This is a genomic window from Yersinia sp. Marseille-Q5920 (assembly GCF_946902935.1).
Taxonomy (GTDB): domain Bacteria; phylum Pseudomonadota; class Gammaproteobacteria; order Enterobacterales; family Enterobacteriaceae; genus Yersinia; species Yersinia rochesterensis.
Genome location: NZ_CAMPQA010000005.1, coordinates 272,892 through 287,315, shown reverse-complemented (window position 1 = coordinate 287,315; position 14,424 = coordinate 272,892). Strand labels below are relative to the sequence as shown.

The window sequence follows — 14,424 nt, the reverse complement described above, 5'->3', positions numbered from 1 at the left end:
AGCACAAAAAAACCACCAATTCTGTAATTTTGTTACAGGTAAGTTAATTTTATAATTTGTTTCACGTAGGCTAATAACCCTGTGAATTAGAAAGCCGAACACATTCACCAAAAAAATATCGATCCAGATAACTCGATTGACTAGATTACATCGGCAATGAGTGATTTACACTCACTCATTGGTTATTTATTGACCGTTTTTATACTTTTTTTACACCTCTCACCGCTTTTTTATCAAGAACTTTTCTTACAACTTCCTAAGCTGCTGTTATCAAAACTTGGTTATCAAAACTTGATCATCAAAAAACTGGGTTATCAAAACTTGATCATCAAAAAACTGGGTTATCAAAAAATAAGACCTGTGGAGGTATATCGTGAGTGTCAGCATCATTTGTGGTGCGCTGCTGGTTCTGCTGCTACTGGGCTATCTGGTTTATGCCTTATTTAATGCGGAGGACTTTTAAATGGCGGCATCAGGATTTCTGCTTATTGCCAGCTTTATGTTGGTGTTGTTGGTGCTGTCCCGTCCATTGGGAAGTTTCTTGGCGCGTCTTATTGAGGGTGAACCTTTCGCGCCATTACAAAAAATCGAGGCCGGTTTATGGTGCTGTAGTGGGGTAAAAAACCAGGAAATGAACGGCTGGCAATATGCGCTGGCCATTCTCAGTTTTAACCTGCTGGGCGTGGTGCTGCTGTTCGCACTATTAATGATGCAAGGCTCGTTACCACTGAATCCGGAAAATATGCCGGGGCTATCATGGCATTTGGCGCTGAATACTGCGGTGAGTTTTGTCACTAACACCAACTGGCAAGCCTATAGCGGGGAGAATACACTCAGTTATCTGAGCCAAATGGCCGGTCTGACAGTACAAAACTTCCTGTCAGCGGCTACCGGTATTGCGGTGGCTTTTGCGCTGATCCGCGCATTTGCCCGCCATTCAGCCAGCACACTGGGCAATGCTTGGGTCGATTTGGTTCGCATCACTTTATATGTCTTATTGCCAATTTCACTGCTCATTGCGCTGGTTCTTGTCAGTCAAGGCGTCTTACAGAATTTGGACGGTTACCTGCATATCACCACCCTCGAGGGGGTAAAACAGACCTTGCCGATGGGGCCGGTGGCCTCGCAAGAAGCCATCAAAATGCTGGGTACCAATGGCGGCGGTTTCTTTGGTGCTAACTCCGCACATCCGTTTGAGAACCCGACGGCGTTTAGCAACTTTGTGCAAATGCTGGCGATTTTCCTGATCCCCTGCTCATTGTGTTTTTCTTTCGGCCAAGTGGTCGGGGATAACCGTCAGGGCCATGCACTGCTCTGGGCCATGTCACTGATTTTTGTGGTGGCGGTGGTGGTAGTGATGTACGCCGAGCTGGCCGGGAACCCGCATTTGATGCTGTTGGGTGCCGACAGCAATATCAATATGGAGGGTAAGGAATCCCGCTTCGGTATCCTGGCGACCAGCATGTATGCCGTGGTCACCACTGCGGCATCTTGCGGTGCGGTTAACGCCATGCATGACTCCTTTACCGCGCTGGGTGGCATGGTGCCCATGTGGTTGATGCAAATTGGTGAAGTGGTGTTTGGCGGCGTCGGTTCTGGTTTGTACGGCATGCTGTTATTCGTGCTGCTGACCGTGTTTATTGCCGGGCTGATGATTGGCCGTACCCCTGAATACCTCGGCAAGAAAATTGACGTATTTGATATGAAAATGACCGCGCTGGCGATTTTGGTCACGCCAACGCTCGTGCTGTTAGGCACCGCACTGGCGCTCTGTACTGATGCTGGTCGCGCAGGGATTCTTAACCCCGGTGCGCATGGTTTTAGTGAAGTGCTTTACGCCCTTTCCTCAGCGGCCAATAACAACGGCAGCGCCTTTGCTGGCCTCAGTGTCAATACACCGTTTTATAACCTGCTACTGGCTGCGGCGATGTTCTTGGGTCGCTTCGGGGTGATTCTGCCGGTGCTGGCGATTGCCAGTTCATTGGTGGCGAAGAAACGGCAACCGGCTGGCAACGGCACCCTCCCTACTGCCGGGCCACTGTTTATCGGCTTGCTGGTGGGCACCGTATTATTGGTGGGCGCATTGACCTTTATCCCAGCTCTGGCTTTAGGCCCGGTCGCCGAACATCTACAAGTTTCGTTAACACTTTAATTTTACTACCCAAAGAAGAGAATAACTATGACCCGCAAACAACGCGCAATTTTTGAGCCAGCACTGGTTCGCACTGCGCTGCTTGATGCCGTGAAGAAACTGGATCCGCGCGTCCAGTGGCGCAATCCGGTGATGTTCGTGGTGTATCTGGGCAGTGGGCTGACCACCCTGATTTGGCTGGCCATCTTAAGCGGCCAGACCACCGGCAGCGCCATGTTTACCGGCAGTGTTGCCCTGTGGCTATGGTTTACCGTGCTGTTCGCCAACTTTGCCGAAGCATTGGCCGAGGGGCGCAGCAAAGCGCAGGCGGAAAGTCTGCGCGGAGTGAAAAAAACCAGTTGGGCGAAAAAACTGACCGAAGCCCGCTTTGATGCGCCGCAACAAAAAGTCTCCGCTGACAGTCTGCGCAAAGGTGATGTGGTGCTGATTGAAGCCGGTGACACCGTGCCCTGCGACGGTGAAGTGCTGGAGGGCGGGGCCTCGGTGGATGAAAGCGCCATTACCGGTGAATCTGCGCCGGTTATCCGTGAATCCGGCGGCGACTTCGCCTCGGTAACCGGCGGGACTCGGGTGCTGTCAGACTGGCTGGTGGTTCAGTGCAGTGTTAACCCCGGCGAGACTTTCCTCGACCGCATGATAGCCATGGTGGAAGGGGCCAAACGACGCAAAACCCCCAATGAAGTGGCGCTGACCATTTTGTTGGTGGCACTGACCATCGTCTTTTTACTGGCGACCGCGACTTTATATCCATTTTCGGTCTTCAGTGTTGAAGCCAACCATGCCGGTTCACCGGTCACCATCACCGTGTTGGTGGCGCTGCTGGTTTGCTTGATCCCCACCACCATCGGCGGGTTGTTATCCGCCATTGGTGTGGCCGGGATGAGCCGCATGTTAGGGGCCAATGTGATAGCCACCAGCGGGCGCGCTGTCGAAGCTGCCGGTGATGTCGATGTGCTGCTGTTGGATAAAACCGGCACCATCACGCTGGGTAACCGCCAGGCATCAGAATTCTTACCCGCACCGGGAGTGACCGAGCAACAACTGGCGGATGCCGCGCAACTCTCATCGCTGGCCGACGAAACCCCGGAAGGCCGCAGTATTGTGGTGCTGGCTAAACAGCGCTTTAACCTGCGCGAACGCGACTTGCACAGCTTGAATGCCACCTTTGTGCCCTTCTCAGCACAAACCCGCATGAGCGGCGTGAATGTACAAGACAGAATGATTCGCAAAGGTGCGGTCGATGCAATTCGCCGCCATGTGGAATCCAATCAGGGTCACTTCCCACGCGCGGTAGAAGATGCGGTGGAAAGTGTGGCGCGCACCGGCGGCACCCCTCTGGTAGTGGCTGATGGCCCTCGGGTGCTGGGGGTGGTGGCGCTGAAAGATATCGTCAAAGGCGGCATTAAAGAACGTTTTGCTGAGCTGCGCAAAATGGGCATTAAAACCGTGATGATCACCGGTGACAACCGTCTGACTGCGGCGGCTATTGCGGCTGAAGCTGGAGTCGATGATTTTCTGGCCGAAGCCACACCGGAGGCTAAGCTGGCCTTGATTCGCCAATATCAAGCAGAGGGCCGACTGGTGGCCATGACCGGCGACGGCACCAACGACGCCCCGGCACTGGCACAGGCAGATGTGGCGGTGGCGATGAACTCCGGGACTCAAGCCGCCAAAGAGGCGGGCAATATGGTGGATTTGGACTCTAATCCGACCAAGTTGATTGAAGTGGTGCATATCGGCAAACAAATGCTGATGACCCGTGGCTCGCTGACCACTTTCAGTATCGCCAACGACGTCGCCAAATATTTCGCCATCATTCCGGCGGCGTTCGCGGCCACTTATCCGCAACTTAACGCTTTGAATATAATGCAATTACATTCACCGGCTTCGGCAATATTGTCGGCGGTTATCTTTAATGCGCTGGTGATTGTGTTCCTGATCCCGCTGGCGCTAAAAGGAGTCAGTTACAAGGCGATGAGCGCCGCCGCCTTACTGCGCCGCAATCTGTGGGTTTATGGTCTGGGCGGGTTACTGGTGCCGTTTGTCGGAATCAAACTCATCGACCTGGTGCTGACGGCGTTAAATCTGGCCTAAGGCCGCTTAATGTAAACTAAGACAATAATGTATTTCGTCACGACCACTGCCACCTTGGGTGGCCGGTTTTAAGACCCAAATTGAGGTAATAAAAGATGTCATCGACCACGAATATGTCATCCACAAGCCGCATGTCCTACCTGCGCCCTGCATTGGTTTTGCTGATATTACTGACACTTATCACCGGAATAGCTTATCCTCTGTTGACCACTGGGCTGGCAAAACTGATATTTCCACAGCAAGCGAATGGTTCACTGGTGATGCTGGGTGATGAGGTGGTCGGCTCTCGCTTGATCGGCCAAAACTTTACTCAACCGGGTTATTTTGCCGGCCGCCCATCGGCAACCGCCGATATGCCTTATAATCCAATGTCATCCGGCGGCAGCAACTTGGCTGCCAGCAACCCGGATTTGGATAAAGCCATCAGTGAGCGCGTTAAATTACTGCGCCAGGCAAACCCAACACAAACAGGGCCGGTGCCAGTTGATTTGGTGACCGCTTCCGCCAGTGGTCTCGACCCGCAAATTTCACTGGAAGCAGCCTATTATCAAGCTCCACGCATTGCCAGCATTCGTCAAATGCCGCTGTCTGAGGTCAAACAATTGATTGATGGCAATGTACAGAAAGCAACGCCAAATTTCTTCGGTGAATCCGTGGTCAACGTGCTGAATCTGAATATGGCGCTGGATGCCCAGAGTCACGTGAAAATCCCGGCGACTCCGGTAAAATCTTAAGGACATAACATGGTGGATGCAGAACCAACCCGCCCAAACCCTGACAGTCTGCTTGCGGCCGCGAATGAAAAATCCCGTGGCCGGCTAAAAGTCTTTTTTGGGGCTTGCGCCGGAGTGGGCAAAACCTACGCCATGCTACAAGAAGCCCAGCGCCTGCGGGCGCAGGGACTGGATGTATTAGTCGGCGTTGTCGAAACTCACGGGCGCAGTGAAACCGCCGCCTTGCTGGAAGGGCTGGCAATCCTGCCACTAAAGCGGATTCATCACCGCAATCGGCAGGTGCGCGAGTTTGATTTGGATGCCGCCCTCGCCCGCCACCCCGCGCTGATCCTGATGGATGAACTGGCTCACAGCAATGCCCATGGCTCCCGCCACCCCAAACGCTGGCAAGATGTTGAAGAGCTGCTGGATGCGGGCATTGACGTGCTGACCACCGTCAATGTGCAACATTTGGAAAGTCTGAATGATGTGGTCGGTGGCGTAACCGGTATTCGAGTGCGGGAAACGGTACCCGACCATATGTTTGACGAGGCCACGGAAGTGGTCTTAGTCGATCTTCCCCCTGATGACCTTCGCCAACGGCTCAATGAGGGGAAAGTCTATATCCCAGGGCAGGCCGAGCGCGCTATTGAGCATTTTTTCCGCAAAGGGAATTTGATTGCACTGCGCGAATTGGCCCTGCGCCGCACCGCGGATCGGGTTGATGACCAGATGCGCGCCTTTCGCGATACTCAAGGGCGCGAGCGTGTTTGGCATACCCGCGATGCTATTTTATTGTGTATCGGCCACAACAGCGGCAATGAAAAACTGGTGCGAACCGCAGCCCGGTTGGCGGCGCGGTTGGGCTGCATTTGGCATGCAGTGTATGTTGAAACCCCACGGCTGCACGGCCTACCGGAAGCCAAACGTCGCGCCATTTTGCGCACCCTAAAACTGGCGCAAGAGTTAGGGGCTGAAACCGCCACTTTATCGGAACCCAGTGAAGAACGGGCGATATTACGTTACGCCCGCGAACATAATTTGGGCAAAATCATTATTGGCCGCCGCACTGAACAACATTGGAAACTGCGCGGCAGCTTTGCCGACCGTTTGGGTAAACTCGGGCCGGATTTAGATTTAGTGATTATTGCACTGGAGGGGGATGCTCCCGCCAATGTCGTGAAAGAGACCGACTCACGCACTTTCACTGAAAAATGGCGGATGCAATTACGCGGCTGTGTCGCGGCCATCGGCCTGTGTGCGCTGATCACGGTATTATCACAATGGCTAATACCGGGGTTCGACCAAGCCAACCTGGTGATGGTTTACTTGCTCGGCGTAGTGATTATTGCGCTGTTTTATGGCCGCTGGCCTTCCGTCTTGGCCGCATTTATCAATGTCGTTAGTTTCGATCTATTTTTTGTCCAACCGCACTGGTCACTGGCGGTTACTGATGTGCAGTATTTACTGACTTTTGGCGTCATGCTAATTGTTGGTATCGTGGTGGGGAACCTGACGGCCGGAGTGCGTTATCAAGCCAGAATTGCCCGTTATCGCGAGCAACGCGCCAGACATCTGTATGAAATGTCACGCGGATTAAGCCGCGCCCTCACCCCAGCAGATATTGCCAAAACCAGCCGTCATTTTCTTTCCAGCAGTTTTCAGGCCAAAACTGACCTGCTGTTGCCACAAGAAGATGGGCGCTTACAACAAATTACTACCGATGAAGGGGGAGCGCTTTCCGTCGATGAGGCCATTGCACGCTGGAGCTTTGACAAAGGCGCACCCGCTGGCGCGGGTACCGATACCTTGCCGGGTGTACCTTACCAATTACTGCCGCTGACGGCATCGAAACAAACTTACGGGGTGCTGGCGATTGAACCGGCCAACCTGCGCCAGCTTATGGTGCCGGAGCAGCAGCGCTTGCTACAGACTTTCACCAGCTTGATTGCCAACGCGCTGGAAAGGTTGCATCTGGCTCGCAGCGCCGAATTGGCCAAACTGGATGCGGAACGCGAGCAACTGCGCAACTCCCTGCTGGCGGCACTTTCCCATGATTTGCGTACGCCGCTAACCGTGTTATTCGGTCAGGCGGAAATCCTGACACTGGATCTGGCTGCCGAAGGTTCACGGCATGCGCCGCAGGCCAATCAAATCCGCCAACAAGTGCTGAGCACCACCCGGCTGGTCAACAATTTACTGGATATGGCCCGCATTCAATCGGGCGGCTTTAACCTGCGCAAAGAGTGGCAGTCACTGGAAGAAATCGTCGGCAGCGCCCTGCATATGCTGGAAACCACATTAAGCCATCATCAAATTAAGGTCGAATTACCGGATGAAATGGTGTTAATCAACTGTGATGGCAGCTTGTTGGAGCGGGTGTTTATTAACCTACTTGAAAACGCCCATAAATACGCCGGTTACGCAGCATTATTGGGGATTAGAGCCAAGGTGCAAGGCGAGTGGCTGAATGTCGAAGTCTGGGACAATGGCCCCGGAGTCACAACTGGGCAGGAACAACTGATTTTTGATAAATTCTCCCGTGGTAACAAAGAGTCAGCTATTCCGGGGGTGGGCTTGGGTTTAGCCATTTGCCGTGCCATTATTGATGTACACGGTGGGCGTATCTGGGTGGAAAAAAGTCAAGATGGCGGCGCGAGCTTCCACTTTACCTTGCCACTGGAGAAAGCCCCGGAAATTGACAGTGAAAATATTGATACTGAGGAAACGTGACGATATCCCCGACTAACATCCTAATTGTTGAAGATGAAAAAGAGATCCGGCGCTTTGTTCGAATTGCGCTGGAGGGTGAAGGCTGGCGCGTATTTGAAAGTGAAACCCTACAACGCGGCCTGATTGAGGCCGGAACCCGTAAACCCGACCTCATTATTTTAGATTTGGGTCTGCCGGATGGTGACGGTTTGACCTATATTCAGGATTTACGTCAGTGGAGCGCCATCCCGATTATTGTGTTATCGGCCCGTAACAATGAAGAAGACAAAGTGGCCGCGCTGGATGCTGGCGCTGATGATTATCTCAGTAAACCCTTTGGTATCAGTGAATTACTGGCACGAGTGCGAGTTGCTTTGCGCCGTCACAGTGGGGGCAGCCAGGAAAGCCCGCTGATAAACTTTTCAGATATCAGCGTAGATTTGATTAACCGCCAAGTCACCCGTGCCGGTGTTGACCTCCACCTGACCCCGATTGAATTTCGGTTACTTTCAGCATTATTGACAAATGCGGGTAAGGTCATTACCCAACGCCAATTACTCAACCAAGTTTGGGGGCCAAATTATGTCGAACACAGTCATTATCTGCGCATTTATATGGGCCACTTGCGTCAAAAATTAGAAACCGACCCTACCCGCCCTAAACATTTATTAACAGAAACGGGGGTGGGTTATCGCTTTATTCCGTAACGGTTTATTCACTATAAAATCCCTCTCAAGGCTATGAAAAATAAACTTAACGGCGTAGCATCAGGTTTTTAATGATAATAGGTCTTATTTATTATGAGCACTTGGTTGATTTATGCCCTACTGTCCGCTGTTTCAGCATCTTTAGTCGCCATCTTCGGTAAAATCGGCCTGCAACATTTGGATGCCAATACCGCAACCGCCGTGCGGGCTGTGGTGATGGCGCTATTTTTGGTCGGCGTGGTGGTGGTTCAGGGAAAATTCAATCTGGTCGGCACCGTATTAGCCGATAAAAAAGCGCTACTTTTTGTGGTGCTCAGTGGTGTAGCGGGGGCGTTATCCTGGCTATTCTATTTTATGGCCATCAAGAATGGTAATGTCTCACAAGTTGCGCCCATTGATAAACTCAGTGTGGTTTTTGCCGTGATTCTGGCCTTTATCCTGTTTGGCGAAAAGATTTCATTAATTGCAGGGCTAGGTGTGGCACTCATTACTGCGGGTGCATTGATGGTGGCATTGGGGTGATTTTTATCTTAGCAACATTATATATGACCTCAAAACAATGGACTAGTGAACTGAGCCACTAACCGTATTGTATAAAATCATCTTCTTTAAATATAAGCCATATGTTTAATAATACATTCCACACCACACATGTCTTGCTTAATATCAATTAAGATATAAAACATTTCACACTAAAAAATAATGAATAATAATGTCATTGAACTTTATTTAAATAAGCTGATTTTATAAAATATAAATCAGACACAATGTCTAACATTAGATAAAAGGATTTCATCTTGCAAAAACATACAAAAAAATCAAATAGTAGAAAAACGCCACTATTGGGAGAATTAATACAGAATGGTAATTCTGAATCTATTTTTATTGATTATATATCACCTGAAAAAATATTCTTCGAATATTCGGACTCGACACTGACTATAAAATTCCGGGATAAAAACGGTGACATCTATGCTATAAAAAAGCACAATGTAATTAAAGATGGTCAATTCTTGATTAAATCCATCATGATCCGCGATAAAGAGGGAGTCAAGCACGAATTATTTTTAACCTTAACAAAAACCCACAAAAGAGAAAATTTTTACGACGGCCCCGATAAAGATCTTTTGCTCACCAGAGAAGACCTACCAAATTACTCAGCACATCACCTCATCACCAATACCCCCCCCTCTAAAGAAACCACACTGAAAGATAATGATAGTTTCGTCGGGCATAAATATATGAGAAATGTGGTCACCGGTGGCAAGGGTGACAATATCATTCAAGGTGGCGATAAAAATGATAACTTAGGGGGCGGCACCGGAAACGATATTATCTATGGTCATGCCTCTTTTGACGCCCTATTTGGTCAAGAGGGTGATGATATTTTAATTGGGGGGGAAGGCAATGATGGCTTAGCCGGTGGTGCTGGCAATGATATTCTGGATGGTGGTGATGGTAACGATGAACTACACGGCGATGCGGATGCCTTTGCCTGTTTTGCCAGTGAAAGCAGTTGGCGCGGCAATGATATAATTTTTGGTGGAAAAGGTAACGATAGAATAGAGGGACAAAAAAACAATGACTATTTAGCTGGTGGAACCGGCAATGATTTATATGTCTTTTCTGCTTATGATGGCATTAATATGATAGTTGAATACAGTGGCGAAGAAAATACAATTAGCATTGACGATTATTTCTTTCACCAACTAAAGCTTAATCGTTATGGCAATCACTTGATGATATCGAGTACCGAAGAACATCCTAATAACCTGGTCATTGTCATCAAAGACCAATATTCTGAAGATGGCTATAAAGTTAAAAACTTACAGACGAAATCGTATCTTAGTCATGGCAGTGAGTCTGATAAAAAAATTCATGCAGTAATGATTAATAATATAGTGAAAAAATACAATGGAGATTCTGAAAAATTAATGGCTGCATTGAGCAAGATAAAAGATTTTGGTGATTCTTATCAAACTGAACTCTCTGATGTTTTTTGTGAAAAAACACCTGATTTTGAACAAATAACAAGGGGAAACCTGACTAATGTACTTATTGAGAAGAATAATGCATTGCGAGAAATGTATGAAGAAAAATCTTTCTATTTTGGTGATAACTTGCCTGACATAACTTATATTACTCAGGCGCTCTCTTCTTTTGCTCCCAAAGAAGCCTATCAATCCAATATAAAATATTTAAAATCCTCAATACCGATGGATAGTTTCTCTGGCGGTTTGGTCACTGTCGAATATTAACAACAGCGAGTATCGCCGTTGTTTTTTTGCTTATATGGGTGTTGGCGAAATAGCGCCAACCGGCGCTATTTCTTACCTGTAATGACTATTTACCGGCTAATACTGCACTGACAATATCGACGGCTTCCTGCTCTATCTTTTCGCGATGCTCCGCGCCTAAGAAGCTTTCACAATAAATCTTGTAGGCGTCTTCGGTACCCGATGGACGCGCAGCAAACCAGCCGTTGTCGGTCATCACTTTCAACCCTCCAATGGATGCGCCATTACCTGGGGCAGCCGTCAGACGGGCAGTGATGGGGTCACCAGCCAGCGTACTGGCTGTCACCATTTCTGGTGACAACTTGGACAGTGCGTTTTTCTGTGCTTGGGTTGCTGGCGCTTGAATACGGTTATAACTTGGTGCGCCAAAGCGTTTCGCTAAATCGTCATAATGGTGCTGTGGATTTTTACCGGTAACCGCGGTGATTTCAGCCGCTAGCAAACACATAATAATGCCGTCTTTATCCGTCGACCAAGGTTTGCCATTAAAGCGCAGGAAAGATGCCCCAGCGCTCTCTTCACCACCAAATCCAAAGCTGCCGTCGTGCAAACCCTCAACAAACCATTTGAAACCGACCGGAACTTCCACCAATTTACGGCCTAAATCAGCCACCACTCTATCAATCATCGCGCTGGATACCAGCGTCTTACCCACCGCCACATCTGCACCCCATTGTGGACGGTGCTGGAACAGATAATTGATTGATACCGCTAAATAATGGTTCGGGTTCATCAAACCGACTGGCGTCACAATACCGTGGCGGTCGTAATCGGGATCATTAGCAAAGGCTAAATCGAATTTATCACGTAAAGCCAGCAAGCCCGCCATCGCGCATTCTGATGAGCAATCCATGCGGATCACACCATCATGATCCAGATGCATAAAGCGGAAAGTCTGATCGATAGAATCATTAACTAACGTCAGATCTAACTTATAATGTTCGCCAATACGCTGCCAGTAGGCAATACCTGAACCACCTAGTGGGTCAACACCCAATTTCAGACCAGCCTGCTGAATAGCAGGGATATCAACGACATCGACCAAACCTTCAACATACGGCTGAATCAAATCCTGCTCACGCAGATGGTTGCCGCGCCAGGCCTTAGCCAACGTTTGACGTTTGACACCCTCTAACTTCAGACTGAGTAACTGATTGGCGCGTTTTTCTATCACCGAGGTCAGATTGGTATCAGCCGGGCCGCCATTCGGTGGGTTGTACTTGATACCGCCATCTTCAGGGGGGTTATGGGATGGCGTGATGACAATGCCATCGGCCAAATTTTTACCCTGCGCGTTATAGCAAAGAATGGCATGAGAAATAGCCGGGGTAGGAGTGAAGCCATTATCTTGCTGCACCACAACATCGACACCATTCGCCGTCAGCACTTCCAGCACCGAAATAAAGGCCGGTTCAGACAGCGCATGGGTATCTTTACCCACATAACATGGGCCAGTAATGCCGTGCTGATGGCGAACTTCAGCAATCGCCTGCGCGATGGCCAGAATATGCGCTTCATTAAAACTGTGGCGCAATGAGCTGCCACGATGGCCCGACGTCCCAAACCTGACTGCATGGTCCTGATTTTCAGCATCAGGTTGCAATACATAATATTGCGACGTCAACTGAGCAACATTAATCAAATCGCTTTGCTGAGCAGCTTGCCCAGCACGAGGGTGATTAGCCACAGTCACTACTCCCTATCTCCCCTTCACACTTGAAATCGCAGGATTGTTAGCTGCAACTCCAAGTTGTTTGGGTATTGTTTCAACGAAATTAGATAGTCCCGCACACTTTATCGGTCAAGTCTGGCGGGAACTGCATTGTCAGCATGATATGTTGCACCATACTGCGTTTACGCTCGGTATTGGTATTAGTAATCACCCAGTATGGCGTACCGGGGACATGTTTGGGCTTGGTGTGTGTCCCGTTTTGCAACAAAGTCTGTTGGTCACCGGCAAAATAAACCCGAGTACGGCCATGTAAAGATTCGGTCGCCTCGGCAAATGCCTGCGCATCTAGGGTATAAAGTGTTGATAACACCAACATAAAGCGGTTAACCGCCCTATTTTGCTCAGCATACTCATCGGACAGCAGCAACTCACGGACTGCGCGTACGCGATCCCGTGGCGCCGAAGCTGGCGCTATTTTGGCTACTTCATTATTAGCTGATAAGTTATGAGTAGATAAGCTGGGTATCGGCTGACCGGCCGTAAACTTCAACATGCGCCGCAAAATATCGGACGCGCTCTCACCAATGTGTTGCGTATGGCTGGCGATATAGCGATAAAGCTCTTCGTCGAGTTCAATAGTTTTCATCTTTATCCAAAACAATAATTCAATTGATTTTTATATATTCTTTATGACAGTTCATGAAAAATTTAATTTTGATCTACATTTTTCAACCATCTGGTTTCACGATACTTCGCCACTTTCCGTTAGATTAACAGACTCTAGGGGGGCATCCAACTTTCCCCTCAATGACTTTGGATTGCCGCCAATATGATTGGATCACTAAACAGCATGATTAGATAGGTAATTAAGCAGCAGAGGGTTATTTATCAGCATCCAAGAGCAGCAGTGACCAATACTTAAATTGGAGAACCTCATAGGATGAAGATGCTGTAGAAATACTAACCACAGAAAGGATTGATTGATTTATCTGCCCGGATAATGGCAGATAACATTCATTCTCACTTTTGGTTTCAAGTACATTCAGTCATGCTAACCTAAGCAGAATGTCTCTCTGTATGAACATCGCCATGAAATTAAACTTCCGCTTACAAAATGCACTTTCTCCTAGCCCTTCCCTACCCATTATTCTGATCCATGGGCTATTTGGTAACTTGGATAACCTCGGGGTACTGGCCCGTGACTTACATCAAGACCATGACGTGATTCAGGTCGATTTGCGCGACCACGGTTTATCCCCTCGCTCACCAACAGTGAATTACCCTTGCATGGCGCAGGATGTGCTGGAGTTGATGGATAACCTCAGGATAGAAAAAGCGATTATTATCGGCCATTCCATGGGCGGTAAAGTGGCAATGGCCATGACGCCAATCGCACCCGAGCGCATTGAAAAACTGGTCGCGATAGATATCGCGCCGATCAGTTATCAAGTGCGCCGCCATGAAACCATTTTCGCCGCCCTTAATGCGGTCAGTGCCGCGGGTGTGACGCAACGCCAGGAAGCCGCTCAGTTGATGCGCGAATTCATAAAAGAAGACGCCGTTATTCAGTTCTTATTGAAATCATTCCACAATGGAGAATGGCGGTTTAACGTGCCCGCATTGTGGGATCAATACGAAAATATTGTTGGCTGGCAGCCGATCCCCCCTAGCTCACACCCTATTTTGTTTATTCGCGGTGAACTGTCGCCCTATATTCAAGACAGTTATCGCGATGAGATTGCGCGCCAGTTTCCGCAAGCCCGAGCTCATGTCGTTGCCGGAACCGGCCACTGGGTTCATGCGGAAAAACCGGATTCTGTGTTACGCGCAATTCACCGATTTATAGATTAAAGCTGTTTTATCACTGAAAACAGCCGTGGCGAAAAATAGTGCTGAACAAAAAATGAACCGCGCGCAATGGATGTTGATTAAAAATCATACCCTGGGGAAAAGAAATGTATTTCCTGTGGAAAAATTGTGCAAAAAAGAATGAATTAGACCAATCTAATCACAGTAAAGCATTGTCGTTGCTCGGTTGGCTAGGGTATTATGGCGCGCTATAAATTTGCTGCGGAGT

11 protein-coding genes are annotated in these 14,424 nt (G+C 49.0%); 9 read left to right on the top strand and 2 right to left on the bottom strand.

The features are described from left to right. The first annotated feature begins 373 nt into the window (after positions 1 to 373). From OVO64_RS20620 to OVO64_RS09705, 8 genes are all read left to right on the top strand, one after another. Entirely contained in the window at positions 374 to 463 is a 90-nt protein-coding gene (locus OVO64_RS20620; RefSeq protein ID WP_032819844.1) for a K(+)-transporting ATPase subunit F, read from the top strand. Then, complete coding sequence (gene kdpA, locus OVO64_RS09735; protein WP_120011169.1) at positions 464 to 2,152, top strand: potassium-transporting ATPase subunit KdpA; 1,689 nt, start codon at positions 464 to 466, stop codon at positions 2,150 to 2,152. Positions 2,153 to 2,179: 27 nt separating this feature from the next. Continuing rightward, positions 2,180 to 4,246 carry a potassium-transporting ATPase subunit KdpB gene (kdpB, locus tag OVO64_RS09730; protein ID WP_267248734.1) on the top strand — a complete coding sequence of 689 codons (2,067 nt, stop codon included), beginning with the start codon at positions 2,180 to 2,182 and terminating at the stop codon, positions 4,244 to 4,246. Between the two features lie 95 nt (positions 4,247 to 4,341). Then, positions 4,342 to 4,980 (top strand): potassium-transporting ATPase subunit KdpC, encoded by a 639-nt coding sequence (kdpC, locus tag OVO64_RS09725; protein ID WP_038634705.1) that lies wholly within the window; start codon positions 4,342 to 4,344, stop codon positions 4,978 to 4,980. A 9-nt stretch (positions 4,981 to 4,989) separates the two neighbouring features. Continuing rightward, positions 4,990 to 7,692, top strand: coding sequence for a two-component system sensor histidine kinase KdpD (gene kdpD / locus OVO64_RS09720; protein ID WP_267248733.1), 2,703 nt, complete (start codon positions 4,990 to 4,992; stop codon positions 7,690 to 7,692). Continuing rightward, the gene (gene kdpE, locus OVO64_RS09715) at positions 7,689 to 8,378 is read left to right on the top strand and encodes a two-component system response regulator KdpE (protein WP_038634709.1); all 690 of its coding nucleotides are present in this window, start codon (positions 7,689 to 7,691) and stop codon (positions 8,376 to 8,378) included. Before kdpD ends, kdpE begins: the two co-directional genes overlap by 4 nt. Positions 8,379 to 8,471: 93 nt before the next feature. Beyond that, positions 8,472 to 8,900: an EamA family transporter gene (locus OVO64_RS09710; RefSeq protein ID WP_145509446.1), complete on the top strand. Its 429-nt coding sequence runs from the start codon at positions 8,472 to 8,474 to the stop codon at positions 8,898 to 8,900. Positions 8,901 to 9,175: 275 nt separating this feature from the next. Beyond that, positions 9,176 to 10,636: a calcium-binding protein gene (locus OVO64_RS09705; RefSeq protein ID WP_145509472.1), complete on the top strand. Its 1,461-nt coding sequence runs from the start codon at positions 9,176 to 9,178 to the stop codon at positions 10,634 to 10,636. An 85-nt stretch (positions 10,637 to 10,721) separates the two neighbouring features. Here OVO64_RS09705 and pgm read toward each other — a convergent pair whose 3' ends face one another. Further along, positions 10,722 to 12,362 carry a phosphoglucomutase (alpha-D-glucose-1,6-bisphosphate-dependent) gene (gene pgm / locus OVO64_RS09700; protein ID WP_038639650.1) on the bottom strand — a complete coding sequence of 547 codons (1,641 nt, stop codon included), beginning with the start codon at positions 12,360 to 12,362 and terminating at the stop codon, positions 10,722 to 10,724. An 88-nt stretch (positions 12,363 to 12,450) separates the two neighbouring features. Further along, positions 12,451 to 12,993 carry a replication initiation negative regulator SeqA gene (gene seqA / locus OVO64_RS09695; protein ID WP_038634715.1) on the bottom strand — a complete coding sequence of 181 codons (543 nt, stop codon included), beginning with the start codon at positions 12,991 to 12,993 and terminating at the stop codon, positions 12,451 to 12,453. Between the two features lie 443 nt (positions 12,994 to 13,436). Between seqA and ybfF the strand changes: the two genes are divergently transcribed. Continuing rightward, complete coding sequence (gene ybfF, locus OVO64_RS09690) at positions 13,437 to 14,198, top strand: esterase (protein WP_038634718.1); 762 nt, start codon at positions 13,437 to 13,439, stop codon at positions 14,196 to 14,198. Positions 14,199 to 14,424: the final 226 nt, after the last annotated feature.

Excerpts from the sequence above, each read along its gene's own strand:
- kdpA (WP_120011169.1), top strand. The coding sequence starts at position 464 with ATGGCGGCATCAGGATTTCTGCTTATTGCCAGCTTTATGTTGGTGTTG.
- kdpB (WP_267248734.1), top strand. The coding sequence starts at position 2,180 with ATGACCCGCAAACAACGCGCAATTTTTGAGCCAGCACTGGTTCGCACT.
- kdpC (WP_038634705.1), top strand. The coding sequence starts at position 4,342 with ATGTCATCGACCACGAATATGTCATCCACAAGCCGCATGTCCTACCTG.
- kdpD (WP_267248733.1), top strand. The coding sequence starts at position 4,990 with ATGGTGGATGCAGAACCAACCCGCCCAAACCCTGACAGTCTGCTTGCG.
- OVO64_RS09710 (WP_145509446.1), top strand. The coding sequence starts at position 8,472 with ATGAGCACTTGGTTGATTTATGCCCTACTGTCCGCTGTTTCAGCATCT.
- seqA (WP_038634715.1), bottom strand. The coding sequence starts at position 12,993 with ATGAAAACTATTGAACTCGACGAAGAGCTTTATCGCTATATCGCCAGC.
- ybfF (WP_038634718.1), top strand. The coding sequence starts at position 13,437 with ATGAAATTAAACTTCCGCTTACAAAATGCACTTTCTCCTAGCCCTTCC.